This is a genomic window from Paenibacillus sp. FSL W7-1287 (assembly GCF_038004245.1).
In the GTDB taxonomy this organism is placed as follows: domain Bacteria; phylum Bacillota; class Bacilli; order Paenibacillales; family Paenibacillaceae; genus Pristimantibacillus; species Pristimantibacillus camelliae.
On record NZ_JBBORD010000001.1, the window covers coordinates 1663177 to 1681598 of the forward strand.

Below are 18422 nucleotides of genomic sequence, written 5' to 3' on the forward strand. Positions count from 1 at the left end.
AATATGTGATTTCATAATTATTATTAACATTATTTTTATTATTACATTCTAGATTACTAGTCGATTCCCTACATTATAAATGTTTAATAATTGTTTATTATTTGTTGATAGGAGATAAGTACAATAGAAAAGTACTACTGATAAATTACTAGTTTTAGCACAATTTAAGACAGAAAGGGGCATCATTGATGAGTAAACGATGGTTAAAAAAGTTTGGAAATTCCATACTTAGTTTTACATTAGTCGTTTCATTAGTAACAGTAGCAATGCCAGTCCATGTGAATGCAGAAGCTGAAGCAGTAGAGATTGGTATCAATGTACAGAAAGCCTACGATGTAGATGTCGTGCTAGCGTTGGATAATTCTACGCAAAATATAGACAGCTACAAGGAGGACTTAGAACGGGCATTAGAGGCTAGAGGAGTAAATGCTAGCAATCTTAATATTCAAGCGGTGCAAGTAAATGAAACGAATATTTTAGAAGGTAAATTTAAACTGAACTTAAAATGGGAAAGGCCAGCTTCAGGTCGCATTGACATGGATTCACATGTTGAATTCTGGAATGATATAGAACTGGTAGACGAACTATCTTATGAAAAAAAGATAGTATATGAAAGTACATTGGACTATGACGATACGTCTGGCGGTACTGGAGAAATTATTGCTTTAAGCTTAAACACAATCCCACCGGATATTACAGAGCTTAAAGTATATATCAATCCATACAATGGTGTCGCAGAAACTACGATGTATTTATACAAAATAGTAAAAGATAACGAACAACAGCTTATTAGTCATACTGGCTTTGTAGAAGAAAAATTCTATTTTGGTAGCTTTAAGCGCAACGACGATTCATGGGACTTTCACTTTAACAATGGAACGATTTTCGCTGGTAAAGAGGTCGAAATCATTTCTAAGGACTTCATGGAAGTTCTGCGTGAACCAAACTGGAGACCTACAGCTAGAAAGTATCTTGTTAACTTAAACGATGAAACGGTGCCTGACTTTGATGATTCCATTGCTTTAGGTGAGATTACTTCAAGAATGAACAATGATCAAATTCACTATATTGGTTGGGGCGAGGATAGTGATTTTGGCGGAAGCGATGATTTAACACAGAATCAAGCCGAATCATTTATTAATAAAAATAATGGTTTAGGTACATTTATTAATCGAGTTGGTTCAAGCTATGAGCAGCAAATCGAGCAAACGGCGGATTACATTGCTAGTCAATCACGTAATGAAGCCAACAATGAATATTTAGAACTGGGTCAAAACTATGATCTAATCGTTTCTCCAGCTTCTGAGCTTTCGAATACGAAGGATGAAAGTTGGCCAAATGGTAAATGGAGAATTGAGCATGATCCTGAAGTGTACGCTAGCAACACTGGTGTTGTTCCGTACAGCGGTCAATACTTGGATGATTTCAACCCTACTTTTAGTAAAGTCGGAAAATACGATATTTATTACACTGATGTACTTGTTAAAACCCTTTACGTACACAGACAACCGGTCAGTCGCTTTGATGTTGAGGTTAGTGAAAATCATGAGGTTGTACTAACAAGCAGATCCTATGATCTAGATACGCCAAGCGAAAATAACGGGATTCAGGAAGCAATCTGGCAGTGGAAGCGCACGACAGATGAGGCTTGGATAAGCGGGCAGCCAAGCAGCTTTGTACCTAATGAGGATTACATTATCCAACTTCTGGTTAAAGACTATCAAGGAACGTGGAGTATTGCTCGTTCACGCTATCAATCGACTCAGTCTGGTGCAGGTAAGCCAATTTCTGATTTCGAGCTTAGCGCGAATGAATTGATCTGGCCGTCTGGTACGATTCAGATTGAAGATACTAGCTACGATCCTCGTAGTGCTTCAATTAGTCAATACGAATGGACAGTGTACAAAGGATCTGAGGAAATCTATAAAGGTAACTCACCAAAGCTAGATTTTGCAGATGAAGGTGTAGGTACGTATAGAATTTCACTTAGAACGAAGAACGAGCATGGTACTTGGTCAGAAACCTTTAGTCGTTTTCTGAACATTTTACCTAATCATGAACCTACGATCTCGAGTATCGGTGAGCAAGCAATCACAGAAGGAACAACGAAAGAGATTGCTTTTCAAGTAGAGGATGCAGAGACAGGTGTTTATAGTGTTACGGTAACAGGTACAACTTCAGATTCGGCATTGATTCCGAATGAGAATATTGTAGTAAGTGGCAATGGAAAGGATAGAGTTGTTTCTATCACACCAGCTCTTGGACAAGCAGGCGAAGTAACGATTACATTAACAGCAACTGATGGTAATATGTCGGTTGTGCAAACATTTAAGGTTACGATCGTTGAGAAGAGTGCTCCTACAATTAGCAGCATCGAGAACCAAAGCGTTAACATCGGCACTCCTTCTGAGGAGATTAACTTCACCATTAGCGATGAGGTTATCTCAGCTGACTTAATTACAGTAACGGCTTCTTCTTCTAATCAAGAGTTAATTGAAGATGCTAGCATTGAGCTTGGTGGTACGGGTGAAAATCGCACGATTCGCTTCACTCCAGTTGCTGGTGCTTCAGGAACAGCGGATATAACGATTGAAGCTACGGATCCAAGCGGAAAGAAAGCTGTTCAAATTTTCCAAGTTACGGTTAGTGATTTTACACCACCCAGCATAATAAATGTTGAGGTTGTAGATCCAGAAACTCGTTATAAGCCAGGTGACACAATCATCATAAGAGTTACCTTTGACGAAGAAGTAACCGTTAACGGTGTGCCTGAGTTAGCACTTGATTTCGGTAGCGAGCCTACTCGTCAAGCACAATATACAGGTGGCAGCTCTACAACTGAGCTAACTTTTGAATATACGATCCAGCCTGGTGACGATACAGAGGAAATTCGTATTGCAGCTGAGCAGGCATTACAGCTTGCAGATGGAACGATTCAAGACAGCAACGAGAATGATGCGAATGTGAATCTGTCTGAAGACTTTGTGTGGGATACACTAATTGTAGATACTACACCTCCAGGCAGACCAAGCATTGAAGCTCAAGCTGTACAGCCTGGCACAGTAGTTAATATTATATCTGGTACACCTGCTGAGGGAGAGACAGCTTGGTTGGCACCAATTGGTACGACAACCTTCGAGGAAGGGACAACTATTACCAAATTAGTTGGTGATGGAACGAATAATCAAATCGAAGCGCCTGCTGCAGAGGGTACATACTACCTGTATGTGGTGGATGAAAGTGGTAACGTATCGATGGCTTCGGAGTATGCTGTTATTGTCGATAACACTCCACCTAATATGGCAATGATGTTATTGCCAATCGCTGGGGACAACACGATTAATAATCTAGAGTCAAAAGAGGTAACTCTCTCTGGTACAGCTGAAGCACATGCTAAGGTTGAAGTAACTTTTATTGATCAACAAAATAACACCGTTATTATCGTCGCGTTTGCTGACGAGAATGGTGCATGGAGCATCCCTCCTAGTGATATTAGTTCATTAGTTGATGGCACGATTACAGTAAGTGTGAAGGTGATTGATGCTGCGGGTAATGAAAGCATGGAGATCACTCAACCGTTATTCAAAGATACGCTTTCACCTAATGTACAGAATGATGTGCTTACAAGCTCTCGATATGTACAAGGGGGCAAAACCATTTCACTTGACTCAGCAGCTGGAGATGGTGAGAAGGTATTTATAGCGCCATATGGAACGCCGCTTCAAGATTTAGTAGCTAATGGCGAAACCATTACGAGTGTTGCAGGAAATTACACGTCTATTACTGCACCAGAGGCAGACGGCACCTACTATATTTATATCGTAGATGCAGCAGGCAATATTTCTGAGCCAACTCAAGCTTCTATTGTTGTTGATAATCAGCTACCAACGATAAATTCTTTAACTCCAAGTACAACAGAATGGGTCAATCATCCTGTTTTAGTATGGATTAATGCTTCCGATGATAATGGTAGCGGGATAGCTGAGGTAAAATACGCATACGGCTTCCAGCAAGAAGATTACTTTAATACTAACGGAACTCAAGCTAATGACTATTGGTTTGAAGCTAATGTGAACGGGGTTTACTCGGTTTATGTTCGTGACCTTGCAGGTAACGAGCGAGTCGATATCATCCACGTTTCCAATATCGATAAGGAAAAACCAACAGCACCTACTATCGATCTTCAGCCTAATAGAGACTTCTACAATAATGAGTACACGTTCTCTATTATTCCTGGTCAAGATGCATTATCCGGAGTAATTAATACAGAATATCGTATCGTAGGGGCAGCAGGTCAAGATTGGACTTCTTATGCGGAGCCGCTTGTACTTACTGAAGAAGGTACGTATACGATTGAATCAAGAACATACGATCTGGCAGGTAATGTTAGTGACATTACGACACGGACAATTGTAATTAATAAAGAAATCTCTGTATTTCCAAGTGTATCTATCTCACCTGATCAAGGGCTTAGCAATAAGGATGTAACGGTTGTGATCTCAAAAACATTTGATGAAGCAGATCAAGCTGAAGCTGAGCATGCTGAGATATACTACAAGCTTCCAGGTATGGATCAATTTGTTCCTTACAACGAGCCATTTGTTATTGGACAGGAAGGCCAAACTGTAATTGAAATCATGATCATAGATCGTTCAGGCAATGAAGTCAGCATTACAAAAACAGTAAATATTGATAAAACTCCGCCTGTTAATCAAGATCAGATCATTGCAGAGGATGTCTTAACGAAAGGTAACACATTTATCTCCATTCAACCATCCATGGACGTTGAGGATACGATTTGGTTGGCACCTGAAGGAACGGTTTCATTCGTTGAGGGTGGATCAATGACTAAGGTAACTGGTGATGCAACGAAAATTGTTACACCACAATTGGATGGGAATTATAAGTTCTATATTATTGATAAAGCTGGAAACATTTCACTGGCTAGTGAAAAGACTGTTATCGTTGATAACACGCCTCCAGTAGTAACAGGTATTGAAAATGGTGAAACGTATAAGGAGTACCCTACGGTTAGCTTTGAAGAAGGAACAGCTACTCTAAATGGACAACCTTTTGAAAGTGGCACGACCATTGAAGCTAACGGCGAATATACCTTGAGACTAACTGATGCTGCAGGCAACAGTACGGTTGTTAGATTTATAGTAGACAATGATAAAGAATCTGTAGATAAAGACACAGAAGCCTTGCGAATTGAGTTCGCTCCAGGAGATCGACCTGATTGGGTATCTAAAGATATTTCACTAACTGACTTAGGATATTACGGAAGTGATGTGAAATGGAGCAGCAGTCATGAGGATATTCTATCCGCAGAAGGTAAAGTTACACCTCCTACAGTAGATACAGAGGTAACGCTAACGGTAACAATCACTAAAGGTGATTACACGTTAGAAAAGACCTTCACAGTAGTTGTTGTCGCTGACCCAATTAAGCCTGTAGTGGTACTCCTTGGCAGCAGTAATGTAATTGTAGAACAAGGTCAAATCTATGTAGAGCTTGGTGCACAAGCAATTGATAACATGGATGGAGATATTACAGATCGAGTTGTAATGAGTGGCTTTATTGATACTAAAAAAATTGGTAAATACACACTGATCTATACGGTCTCAGATCTAGCTGGGAATATCGCTCAAGTAGAACGTACGGTGACTGTAGTTAAACCATCAACACCGGCTAGCACAGTTGTCCAAGTAGATGGCGATAAAAGTGTTACTGATCAAAAAATCAGAGAAGCACTCCTTGAAGCTGAAAAGAGTAAAACTGGTAAAATCATACTTGTAACGACGGAAGTAGCAGAGTATGGTGCACCTATTAAAGTTAGCATCAGCAAAGAACAGCTGAGAACAGCTAATGAACAAAACACTAAAATTGAGCTCCAATCGGGCAATGCTTCCATTATTGTACCAGTTGGTGAGCTTGATCTTACTACTCTAGAAGGAAATTCCAGATTAGAGTTAGTGATTGAGAAAGTAGATGTCGAGCAAGAACAAAACCAAAACATCGTTTCAGCTATTGATAAGATGAATGCTGACCTTGCGATTTATGATAACAAAATTTTCGACTTCAAGATGAGAGTGATTGAAGAAGATTCTGAAGGAAATGTTATCAGTGAAAAGGACATTGAAAATTTCCAAACGACAGAAGATATCGTATTGAATATTTTCATTGGAACGAATATGAACGAGCAGCAGCGCTTTATGACGTTCTACTTCAACGAGACATCGGAAGAGTGGGAGTACATTAGAAGCAGCTATGATGAACAATCTGGTAACATGAGTTTGTTAACGAATCATTTAAGTATTTACTCTGTTATGGCGACCACTAAGGAACAAAAACAGGCAGAGCTTACTAATATTTTGAACAAAGAAAATATTACAGTTAAAGAAGTTCGCAACATTCTTGAAGATCCAGATATGGACTTTGATCAAGATGCAATGGATAAGTATGCTGAATTTACTGATGTGCACAAGGATGCTGTAGCGGAAGATATTATCACTAAAAAGCCAACAGGTGGCTATCAATATCCTTCACTGCGCGAGCAAGTAACGACCAGCGTGAATAACAAGTATGAGGCTGTAACCTCGGATACAGAAAAACCTGTCATTAAGCTTACTGGCCCAAGTGTTGTTTACGTGCAAAAGGGTAATGCGTATCAAGAGCAAGGTGTAATGGCTACAGATGACCAAGATGGTGATATTACGGGCCGAGTCATTATGATTGGTGCAGTAGATTCAACTAAGCTTGGCACATATATCTTGCGTTATATCATTACCGATGCTAATGGAAATCAATCTGAAATTACAAGAGAAGTAGTCGTACTAGAAGCTAGCTATGATGATGTAGTGGTAGTGACTCCAGAGGAAGAGGTTGAAGAGGAGCCAGAATTGCCAGTTGTTATTGTAGATAGCAAAAATAGTGGCTACATTATTAAAGAGAACAAGGATCAAGCAATTGTAGCAAACAAAGAACCGAAAATGCGTTTGGTCGGCGAAGTGTACAATGTAGAAGCCGTATCAAAAGATACGACTGGTCCAATTCAAGTACAGTTTAGCTATGATCCAAGCGACATTACGAATCTGAATCAGCTAGCTGTATATACGTACAACAAGGCTGAGAAACGTTGGGTAGCTGTTGGTGGCATTATTGATGCTAAAAATAATATAGTTACCATTATGTTGGATTCTCCAGCAACTATTGCGCTAATGGAAAATAAGGTTGTCTTTAAAGATCTTGATGGACATTGGGCAAAAGATGTTGTTGAATTGCTAGCAGCTAGACAAATTATTACAGGCGATAATGAAGGAAACTACAATCCTAACATTGGTATTACTAGAGCTGAATTCTCAACATTAATTGTAAGAATGCTTAATCTTCCAATGAATGAGTCTAATAGCCAGTTTGCTGATGTATCGGACAAATGGTACGAGTCTTATATTATAACTGCACAAAACTTCGGTATTGTAAAAGGGGTAAGTGAGACAAGCTTCGAGCCTGAGCGTGTCGTCTCGAGACAAGAAATGGCTGCAATTATTATTAGAACACTTAAGAAATACAAGGATATCGACATCACTGCAGAAGAACTAGAACAGATTGCTCAGTTCTCCGATACAGAGAAAATAAGCGGATGGGCATTCGAGGATGTCTATACGGCAAGAAAGCTAGGGCTTATGATTGGTAGAAATGGCAACAAGTTTGCTCCTCAAAGCCCGACATTAAGAGGAGAAGCAGCTTCAGTTATCTACAATTTACTGAAGGAACTTGATCTAATCTAATTGATGCTTGAGAAGACCTTCTAGCTGTCCTGGTGGATAGCTAGAAGGTCTTTTTTATGACTACAATACCTGAGATGGTTAATGGCTTATATCGGAACATGGAGGCTGCTATTTGCTATGTAGTCATTGAACAGGGTATACTTTCAAAAAGATAGTCTGATAGAAAAAATACGGGAATCAGGCTTTATAGGAGGCAAACATGTCCTGGAGCAAATTGAAGCAGCAGCTAGAAAGTTTTCTTTCTCCTGCATTAGTTGGAAGGGTTGAATATCGACCAACGGGCTATCGTTATTCACCTGATAAAGCAGGCCTTTGTTATATAGCTGTAGATAAAAAGAACATATTCAATATGAGAGATGCAACGACGACAATCAAGTGGTACCAGTCAGACTTAGAAATTAAAAATGATCCTGATATTCAAGTCCCTATTAGCGATGCAGAAATTGATGCGGTAAGAAAAGCTAGCAATGGGAACGTTCCAGAGGAGCGTCTAGCAGTCATTGCAAGAGGGAGAAAAATATCAACACATGCCAAGCAGCTATTATCCGCACAAGCATCATTAAGTAAGTCAAACTTTGTTACAGTAGCTAATACATTTTTATCCCTTTCCATAGAGGAAAGCATCGAGAGTGACGACATCTTATTGAATATTCTCGCGTTGGTAGACCGACGAGTAGGGAAAAAACGAATCTTAAACATGCGTGAGAGCATGAAGGCAAAGCATCCCATTGTTCAATATTTTTATGAACTAAGGCTTAGTACGCTTTAATATTTGCCGATATTCGACAACTTTATCATAAATATGTTGATATAATAATATTTGAAAAATGAAAACAGAACTAATTTTGTTGAAGTTTAAGAGAAAAACAGGAATATTTAACTATCTTTCAGTTGTCGAATAGGAGGAGTAAATTTGAAAAAAGTATTGAGCATCGTTTTATCTGTGGCATTACTTCTGTCACTGTCCATTCAAGTAGGACGAACACCAGTGCATGCAGCGACTATTTCGTTCTCGGATATACAAGGACATTGGGCAGAATCTAGCATTAACAATGCGGTTACACAAGGTTATGTGAATGGCTACACGGACGGGAGTTTTCGACCGGAAAACTCATTAACTAGGGCAGAATTTATGAAGATGCTGGTGGCAGCACTTGGACTAGAAACGAAAACAGGCGGCAGTGAAAAGTGGTACAAGCCGTATGTAGACGCTGCAATTGCTGAAGGAATATATAAGAAAGGAGACTTTGCGAATGAAGCCTACGAGAAGTCGCTGACACGGGCAGAGATGGCTACGGTCGTCGTTCGTGCGACTGGCGTAAAGGACGTCGAGCCGAAACAAGGGCTGTATCTTGCTACGAGCAAGGGACTGATTGGAGGCACGTCTCCTGGAGAGATAAGTGCAGACGGTTTCTCGACGCGTGCGCAAGCAATCGTAGTGATCGAGCGGATGTTATCGGTGAATGCGGGGAAGCAGCTGCCTGTAGACAAGTATGCGGTTGCGGCAGCAGAAATTTATTGGCATCGAACGAATATCTACACGGTTGCGCCTGAATTGTTCAATCAAGGTGGAACATCTGTACCTTTTACGGATATTAATTATTGGAACGAGTCACGACTAACGTTGACCTCAAGAGACGGCAACTACAAGGCAGAGCTCGAGGAGCTTGTAGCGATTGACCTTTCTGATCCGAAGGATCCGAATCGAAAGCTGCTGCCACCGATAGATAAATTGTATTTTGAATATTTTATAGAAGAAGAGAAGAAATATAAGACAGAAAAGCTAAAAGAAATAAGTGATTATTATATTATTGTGCTGAAATCAAAACTGATACACAAAAACAATAAATCTTACTTAGATGATATGTTTTTTAATATATATGGGTTTGATCGGACGCAAGACAAGATTTCAGGAAATAACTTATATCTTATACGTGATGACAAATCAAGTGAACATACTGGTATGAAAATCATTTCTAAAAACTTTAAACTCGAGTTAACTAAGAATAACATGAACGGAAAAATGTATGGACGGGTAATGGGTTTCTTAGATACGCCAGGTGGTGGAGGATCATTCAATAGACAGCAAATTATATCCTCTTTTGTTTATGAGGAATAATGGGATGCGAGGTTATACGTTTATTTCGATTCTATCCCTCAGCAAGATAAGCTGGCGAACATAGTATTTCTTCAAATGGATATACTACCTCCTTAAAGGAGGGGACAGCCATGGAGCGTGAGCAAGATACTCCCAAGGAGAAGCGCCTGTCTGACAAGACTGAGACAGAGCAAGCTAATATTCGAATGGATCGCGAATTTTATGGCGATTCGCAAATCGAGCATCCGGAGGAAGTCACGGTGCCTTTTGTAAATCGCAACCAAAGCTAGCATAAATGAATACTCCAAAAAACGCAGAAGGCAGGCTAGACCACATCAAGTGGGTCAGCCTGCCTTTATTTGTAATTTACAATACGCTGTGTATTGTTATATACTTTTCTGATGGCTTTAAATGAAACAGCTAGAGGAGTTTTCTTTATGAAGAAAGGTATTATATACGGTTTATTAGCTTACTTAACGTGGGGGTTGCTTCCTTTATACTGGAAATTGTTTAACTCGATGCCAGCAGGCGAAATACTAGCTCACCGCATCCTATGGTCCTTCGTATTCGTTGCTGTGCTTGTGACAGTGGCTAAGCGCTGGAAGCAGCTTAAAAGTGTTGTTAAAGACCGCAAAAGCAGATGGGCTGTTGTGCTCTGCTCGATTTTTATAAGCTGTAATTGGTTATTATTTATCTGGGCCGTTAATAGTGGCAATGTCATTGAGACAAGCCTAGGCTATTATATGAATCCATTAATTAGTGTAGTATTTGCAGTGTTGTTCCTGAAGGAAAAGCTTCGCGCAGGTCAATGGGCAGCGATTATTATTGCTGGGATTGGAGTCTTGTTAATGGCTGTTCAATATGGTCATGTGCCTTGGATCGCTATTGTGCTCGCGGTATCATTCGCACTGTATGGATTAGCTAAAAAGGTTGCTCAATTAGATGTCCTATTGGGTCTTACTTGGGAAACGATGATCGTCGTTCCGATTGCAATGATTTATCTGACTTTCATTCAAGTTGATGGCAGTGCAACTGTTCATACTTTATCTGGTGGATCTATGGTGCTCTTGCTGTTGTCTGGTGCGTTCACCGCACTACCCTTATTTTGGTTTGCTAAAGCAGCTGAGAGGCTGCCACTTTCCATGGTAGGCTTTATCCAATATATTGCGCCTACAACTAGCCTGCTGCTCGCTATCTTCGTATTTGGTGAGGAATTCACAGAGGCACAGCTCGTAAGCTTTACATTTATTTGGTTTGCATTAATTATCTATACATTCGTTTCGTTTAGAAAAGCAAAAGCATCTAAGCAGCTAAGTGAAGCTGCTTAAGCATAACCACAATAGAAGTTTTTTGTATAAGAACGACAAGATGGCAGCTCGGTTCCTAGAATGATTAGGAGCGGAGCTGCCATTTTTTAAAGCTCTTCTATTGCTCTTCCATTAATTCTTCTTTAAAACCTTCAATACTCTGTTTTCTACGCTCATTTTTTTCCCTAATCTCATGCTTTTCAGAAGCAGTTAATTCATCAGCCAACTCATATAAATACTCTTCAGCCTCTTGCATATTAGCTTTTGTGTTTTCAATGTGCTGCTGCAGATGAATTTTATTATCCTCACGGTTATCCGGCTTTGGCTTTGTCACAGTATAAACCTCCTTTCATGCATTAGTACCTTGTTAACGTAACCATTCTGAATAGAGGTTATTCCTACAGATTCGCGACAAGCCTTGAAAAACAAACAAGCTTTTTGTAAGTGGTAAAGATTTTACCGAAACAGTAATGATATTGCATTGTTGATGGTTTTTCAGAAATCTATAATAAGTTCATATCGAGGAGGTGAGGTTCCAATGAAACAAATAGCCACTGATACAGCGATAAAAAAGCCTGCTACTAAAAGTAGAAAAATTAGCAAAAATGATTTGAGAAATAATGTAGCAGGCTATCTATTTATTGCACCTATGTTAATAGGAAGTGCTGTTTTAATTCTCTTCCCTATCATTGCTTCGTTCTTCCTAAGCTTTACCGATTGGAATTTCGTCACCGGATTAGGAGGAGCAAGCTTCGTAGGGTTAGATAACTTTTCTGCTCTATTTCAAGATTCAATCTTCTTGAAAGGGCTTACCAATAACTTTATTTTGTTATTGGTTGTACCGTTTGGATTAGCGATCTCGCTTATTCTAGCAGTAGTCATAAACAAAGGGGTATATTTCAAGGACACCTTTAAGGTAATTTATTTCATGCCGTATATTTCTAGTACGGTAGCGATTGCCTTAGTGTTCCAAGTACTATTTCATCCAACTGCAGGACCTATTAATCAGATCCTTATGGCTCTTGGAATAGAAAACGTACCAGGCTGGATTGCCAGCTCAGATTGGTCGCTCATCTCGGTCATGATTATTATCGTCTGGACCCAGATCGGTTTTCAAATCATTATGTATATCGCTGCACTACAGAATATTTCTGCGCAATTGTATGAAGCAGCGAATGTCGACGGAGCGTCGAAGTGGTATCAATTTTTCAAAATTACGGTGCCACTTGTAACACCAACCACCTTCCTGTTGCTCATCCAGGGTGTCGTCCATACATTCAAAGTGTTCGACCTCATCATCGTTCTAACAGAAGGCGGTCCAGCAAATTCATCTACCATACCGGTGCTGTATTTGTACCAGCAAGCTTTTGAGGAATTGAAAACGGGCTATGCTTCGGCAATTTCTGTTATCTTGTTCCTTATCTTAATCGCGATTACCTTCTTACAATGGATTGGACAGAAGAAGTGGGTAAACTACTAGAAAGGAGGGCGAAGGATGGAGACGGGTTTAAAGACTATCAAATGGCCTAAAGTGTTCGCAACCCTCTTGTTTGCCATAATTGGATTACTTTTTATCACGCCATTTCTTTGGATGATATCATCATCTTTTAAGACAGAAGCAGATGTACTTAAATTTCCTATCGAATGGTTTCCTTCGACTTGGAACGCTGTAGAAAACTATTCAGAGGTCTGGGCTGGAACAAAATCCTTTGGTTTGTACTATTGGAATTCAATCAAAATTGCAGTATTAACGACCATTGGCTCAGCAGGCTTTTCCTGTCTTGCTGCTTATGCTTTTGCTAAAATTCAGTTTAAGGGTAGAGACATGCTTTTCTTGGTCGTACTGGCGACCTATATGATTCCACCACAAGCGATTATTATTCCGCAATATCTCATTTATTCTTCGAGCGGATTGATAGATACGCATCTTGGATTAATACTATTGAACTGTTTCAGTGCCTTCGGTACCTTTATGCTTAGACAATTTTTTATTTCTGTGAATGATGAAATCATTGAATCGGCAAGAATGGACGGCGCAGGACATTTCCGTACTTTCTTTAGTATGGCGCTTCCACTAGTGAAGCCAGCGCTTGCAACTTATGCGATCCTTCGATTCATCTGGACCTGGAATGATTATCAAAATCCGCTTATCTTTTTGCGCTCTGAGACGCAATATACGATCCAAATTGGCATTAAGCAGTTTGCCGATGCTCACGGATCCATATATTCTTTGATGATGGCAGCAGCTGTTTCAGCCATTGTTCCACTGCTTGTTGTATTCATTATTGGTCAAAAGCAAGTCATTGAAGGAATTGCGCTTGGAGGCGTAAAAGGATAAGGAAAATACAAAAAAACTAAAGAAAAAGGGGATTCGTATGAGAAAAAGATCAATTGTTACATTGCTATCTGTTATTATGATTATTAGCCTAGTGCTGGCTGGTTGTGGTAACAGTGGCAATAATGCAGCAGGAGGAAAACAAAATCAAGCTGATGATGGACAAGTAACGCTAAATCTTTACACTTGGATCAACGAGGAGAACGGAAACTGGGAAAAAACGATTGCTGCCTATGAGGAAGCTAATCCAGATGTTAAAGTAAACGTTAATGCACTTGTTGAAAATATGAATGCCGATGATTATTTGAAAAAGCTTGATTTACTAGCAGCAGCTGGTGACAAATTAGATCTATTAATGTTCTCCAACTCGGAGGATCTAGCGAAGAGAATCTCTGCAGGTATGGTCGAGCCAATTAATACCTACATTGAGAATGAAGGAATAGACGTTGAGGAATTGTATAATATGGGACCTTCACCAGCAGGTGAGGATGGCTCTTATTACGCACTTCCTACAAAACACAATACGTATTTGATTATGATGAATAAGGATCACTTGGATGCAGCGGGATTGCCTGTACCAACAGATTGGACTTGGGATGATTATAAAGAGTATGCTAAGCAATTAACGACTGATGAGCATTATGGTTCTTACCTTCACACTTGGGCTACAATCTTTGATACGTTAAAGCTATTTAGCAAAGGGGAAGAGAATCTTCTGATCAAGGCGGATGGTTCATCAAATATGGATGACCCTGCAGTTAGAGCCTCCTTACAATTACGTAATGAATTGGAGCGAATCGATCAGTCTTCTGAGCCGTACGCAAATATCATCTCCCAGAAGCTAAATTACCGTCAGCAATTCTTTACAGAGAAAGCAAGTATGATTCCGATTCCAAGTTATATGGTGACAGAATGGGGCGGTTTTACACCAGAATTTACGATTGCTTGGGCACCATGGCCTAAGGATCAAGCAGATGATGCACAATACCGCTATACATCTGCAGACATGATTGCACTTGGAAAAAATTCAGCCAATAAAGAAGAAGCATATAAATTTATGAGATGGATGTCCACGGAGGGCATGCTTGTTCAGAACAAGGCGATCCCATCTTGGAAAGAAACAGATATCAGTGAAGTATTGAATAATCTTGTATCGACAACGGCAAAGCCGGAAGCTGTTGATGTAGAATCTCTAGCATATGTCCTTGAGCATGGTGAGGAAGCACAACAGTTCCTTCCTGCAGGTTACATGACTGAAGTATATAATGCTTTCAAAGCCGAGGTCGATAAGTACATGCTAGGTGAACAGGATTTGGATACAACATTGAAAGGTGCTACTGAAGAAGTTCAAAAAGTTATTGATCGTAATCAGTAATGGATAAAGCTTGAAGTTGAAGAGGGAGAGAGAGAAATCTCTCTCTCTATACGTTTAGTTGGAGATTGAGAAGTGGACGAGGTGAAGTCATGAGAAGTCTGAAGCAAGCATGGAGAAATCAATCATTGAGGGGAAAGCTGATCATTTCTTCAGTTTTTTGTGTCCTTTTACCCTTGATCTTCTCTTTTATCATGATGAATCGTCTCGTTCAAGAAGAGCTGGTGCATAATTCAGTTGTACAATCCAACGAAACGTTAGAAGTGTTAGATATCCAAATGACCGACTATTTTGATAATCTTCTGTATTTATCCAACTACATTCAGTTCAATGACAGCTTGCAAGCAATATTACTTCACACGATCGAAAGAACGAAGCAAGATCCAACGAATGTCGATCTGCAAGCGCTTAGTGATATTGAAATATCGAGAAATTTAGAAGCAGTGACAAACTTATTAGTTCCCTCATACTTGTCCATCGTAATCGATAACGGCTACGCGTATACGAATTTTCCAAATGTAAAGTGGAATGCTCAGTCTTGGACAGAACAATATGCGGAGATTATAGACAAGCCTAGTTATGGTATTCACTGGATTGGCGTTCATCCGAACTATATCGAAGCAGAGAACACAGAATCACCTTATGTCGTCTCTATTGCAGGAGCATTAGAACTAACAAAAAATCATAAGGCCTTTCTGCTGCTTAGCGTCCGCGAAGAAGAGCTGCGTTCGTTAATGAATGAAAGGATCTTTAATACTCAGCAAGAGATAATGCTGGTTGATGCCAATGGGATCGTTGTTTCTCACAATAATCAAGAGCTTACCCAGCAGCCCTTCCCTTTTTATGAAGAAATGCAAGAGGGAGGTTCACATCATGTCGTACATTATAACCAGAAGGAGTACGTCATGGTGAGTCAACCGTTTACCTACGGAGAGTGGAGTATCGTTAGCCTCATTCCGCAAAAGACAGCAATCGGGAACATCCAGAAAATTATGAGGAATACGCTATTTACGATAGTTATATTTTTTATCATTTTTCTATTATTGTTGATCTTAGTTGTTAGTCTATTGACGAAGCCGCTGAAGACGCTCTATAGAGTAATCGCGCAAGTAAAGATAGGAAATTTGCGTGCTCGGTCAGGGCTTACAGGTCGAGGGGATATCGAGCAATTAGGCCAATCTTGGGACAAGATGATGGATACCGTTGAGCAAATGATTGAAAAAATTAAAAATGTAGAAAAGAGTAAACGAAAGGCCGAGTTAGAGATGCTGCAGGCTCAGATCAACCCGCACTTCTTATTTAATACGTTGAATTCATTAAGGCTAAAAATAACGCTAAATGGAGATCATGAAAGCTCGAAAATTCTGCAATCCTTATCTTTGTTGCTGCGCATGACATTTAATCGCAAGGATGAGTTCGTTACGCTTCAAAATGAAATCGAAGTCGTTCGACATTATATACAATTAATGAACTTTAAGAGCAACTCCAAAATTGAGCTTGTAGAAGATGTGGCACAGGATACGTTAAATTATAATGTTCCATGCTTTTTCCTCCAGCCCCTAATTGAAAATTCCATTTTTCATGGGCTTCAAAACAAAAATGGGAATATTACAATTAGATCAAGGTTTGTTGGAGATGGGTTGATTATTCAAGTCGCCGATAATGGCAAAGGATTATCTGCAGAAGCATTACAGCATCTAAAAAATGAACTGCAAGCGACGAGTTCCGAAGTAACGAAGCAAACTAAGTCCTCCTTTACCGGTATCGGGATTGGGAATGTATTTCAACGGATGAGATTAATCTACGGATATCAATTTAGGATGGAGATCGAAAATAATCCTAGCGGTGGAACGCAGATCATGTTTTTCATTCCAGGACATTACGAGGTGTAGAATGTGTACAAAATCTTATTAGCCGACGATGATTACCTCGTCTTAGAATATTTGAATAAGATGATTCCTTGGGGCGATTTAGGGTTTGAGGTGGTTGGATTATGCGAGGACGGTCAACAGGCGTTGAATTTGGTTGCAGAAAAACAACCAGATGTTATTATGACCGACATAGGCATGCCACATACGGACGGAATAACCCTTATAAAGCAGGTCAATAAGGAACATCCAAAGGTAAAGTCGATCTTTTTAACCTGCTTCGATGACTTTCTATATGCACAGGAAGCTATTCGCTTAGGTTCTTTTGATTATATATTGAAGGAAACGATGGATTCCGAAAGTATTACAACGATGATGATACGTCTAAAGTCGGAATTGGATAAAACGCAGTTTAATCATAAAGCATTGAACAATATGAAGTTCCTAATCAAAGAAAACTTAACCTTACTTAGAAGCAAGCTATTAGAACGCTTACTAGTGGGGGATTCAAGAGTAATTGCTGACTGGCTTAAGAAACATGAGCATGAGCTTGAACTGGACTTCACCTATAGAAATTGTATTCCTATTATATCGTTCATTGATGATTACGAAGAACTTGTTACATCGAGGTTTTCAGCGGATACATTGAAGTTTGCCGTAGATAACCTCATTACTGAGACAGTGGGTAGAACAGGGAAAGGATTTTGTCTGTTTCATAAGGAGGATACGTTCTTTATCATTTATGCTCAGGACGGTAATGTATCTGAATTAGACGCGAGACAAGCTGTTGAAGACATTAATGCCAACCTGCGCAGCTACTTGAAGCTGAGCATCACTTCAATTATAGGCAGCGCATGTACATTTCCTGAAGGCTTGAGCAATGAATTGAATACCATGCTTGATTCATCTGAGCAAAGATTTTATCTGGCACATGGCTCTATCGCTAAGCTAAACGAGAGCCGTTTTTCGACGCATTACCCGTTACATTCCATGGATATGAATGAAGAGGTTAAACGACTTCTCATTCGGGAGGATCAGGTAGGGCTTCAGGATTGGGTTTATCACTGGGCTACTTTTATCTCCGCACATCAATTTCAACCGAATCTCGTTAAGAAATGGGTGCTAAGTCTGTTGCTAGATCTGGAGAAGATGCTTCAATCGTTGCAAAACTTCGAATCTGACTCAATAGACTCCGTTGTACATCGTTCCATTGACCGATCAAAAACGGCCAAGCAGCTGACGAAAAGATTATTGGACCGACTTAGCCATGATGTCATGAGAATGAAAGAAATTAATCATTTGCCTAAAAAAACGGAGATTATGAAAGCTCAAAAGTATGTTTTATTAAATATGGATAAGAAAATTACGCTAAGTGACGTGGCCGAGCACCTGCACTTGAATCCAAGCTATTTCAGTAGAATGTTTAAGCAGCATACGAATATGAACTTCGTTGATTATGTCAATCACATGAAGATGGAGGAAGCTAAAAAGCTACTCGATCATACGAGTGAAAGTGTTGAATCCATTGCGGACAAGCTTGGATTTGAGAGTAAAAGTTATTTCTTAAAGGTATTCAAGAAATACTATGGGACATCTCCTGTTGAGTATAGACAAGGTGTCCGCATCGAATAGAATGGATCCAATATGAGGTA

General features: G+C 39.7%; 11 protein-coding genes. 10 read left to right on the top strand and 1 reads right to left on the bottom strand.

The genetic code is table 11. The annotated features are described in order from the left end of the window. The first annotated feature begins 188 nt into the window (after positions 1-188). From NSQ99_RS07440 to rarD, 5 genes are all read left to right on the top strand, one after another. The gene (locus tag NSQ99_RS07440) at positions 189-7790 is read left to right on the top strand and encodes an immunoglobulin-like domain-containing protein (protein WP_340835974.1); all 7602 of its coding nucleotides are present in this window, start codon (positions 189-191) and stop codon (positions 7788-7790) included. Between the two features lie 199 nt (positions 7791-7989). Beyond that, positions 7990-8559: an SF0329 family protein gene (locus NSQ99_RS07445; protein WP_340835975.1), complete on the top strand. Its 570-nt coding sequence runs from the start codon at positions 7990-7992 to the stop codon at positions 8557-8559. Positions 8560-8703: 144 nt separating this feature from the next. Further along, positions 8704-9909, top strand: a complete 1206-nt coding sequence (locus tag NSQ99_RS07450; RefSeq protein ID WP_340835976.1) for an S-layer homology domain-containing protein — start codon at positions 8704-8706, stop codon at positions 9907-9909. Between the two features lie 110 nt (positions 9910-10019). Next, positions 10020-10178: a hypothetical protein gene (locus NSQ99_RS07455; protein WP_340835977.1), complete on the top strand. Its 159-nt coding sequence runs from the start codon at positions 10020-10022 to the stop codon at positions 10176-10178. A gap of 147 nt (positions 10179-10325) precedes the next feature. Continuing rightward, positions 10326-11216 (top strand): EamA family transporter RarD, encoded by an 891-nt coding sequence (gene rarD / locus NSQ99_RS07460; RefSeq protein WP_340835978.1) that lies wholly within the window; start codon positions 10326-10328, stop codon positions 11214-11216. 97 nt (positions 11217-11313) lie between these two features. On the opposite strand, the gene tlp is transcribed toward rarD, so the two are convergent. Continuing rightward, on the bottom strand, positions 11314-11529 hold the full coding sequence (gene tlp / locus NSQ99_RS07465; protein ID WP_251671563.1) for a small acid-soluble spore protein Tlp: 216 nt from the start codon (positions 11527-11529) through the stop codon (positions 11314-11316). A 204-nt stretch (positions 11530-11733) separates the two neighbouring features. On the opposite strand from tlp, the gene NSQ99_RS07470 reads away from it, so the two are divergent. The 5 genes from NSQ99_RS07470 to NSQ99_RS07490 all read left to right on the top strand — a co-directional run bounded on the left by NSQ99_RS07470 (position 11734) and on the right by NSQ99_RS07490 (position 18402). After that, a complete protein-coding gene (locus NSQ99_RS07470; RefSeq protein WP_340835980.1) occupies positions 11734-12675 on the top strand; it encodes a carbohydrate ABC transporter permease in 942 nt (313 codons plus the stop codon). A 15-nt stretch (positions 12676-12690) separates the two neighbouring features. Then, a complete protein-coding gene (locus tag NSQ99_RS07475) occupies positions 12691-13533 on the top strand; it encodes a carbohydrate ABC transporter permease (protein WP_340835981.1) in 843 nt (280 codons plus the stop codon). A gap of 37 nt (positions 13534-13570) precedes the next feature. Then, complete coding sequence (locus NSQ99_RS07480) at positions 13571-14905, top strand: ABC transporter substrate-binding protein (protein WP_340835982.1); 1335 nt, start codon at positions 13571-13573, stop codon at positions 14903-14905. Between the two features lie 191 nt (positions 14906-15096). Further along, entirely contained in the window at positions 15097-16794 is a 1698-nt protein-coding gene (locus NSQ99_RS07485; protein WP_340835984.1) for a cache domain-containing sensor histidine kinase, read from the top strand. 3 nt (positions 16795-16797) lie between these two features. Beyond that, positions 16798-18402: a response regulator transcription factor gene (locus NSQ99_RS07490; protein ID WP_340835985.1), complete on the top strand. Its 1605-nt coding sequence runs from the start codon at positions 16798-16800 to the stop codon at positions 18400-18402. The last annotated feature ends 20 nt before the right edge of the window (positions 18403-18422 follow it).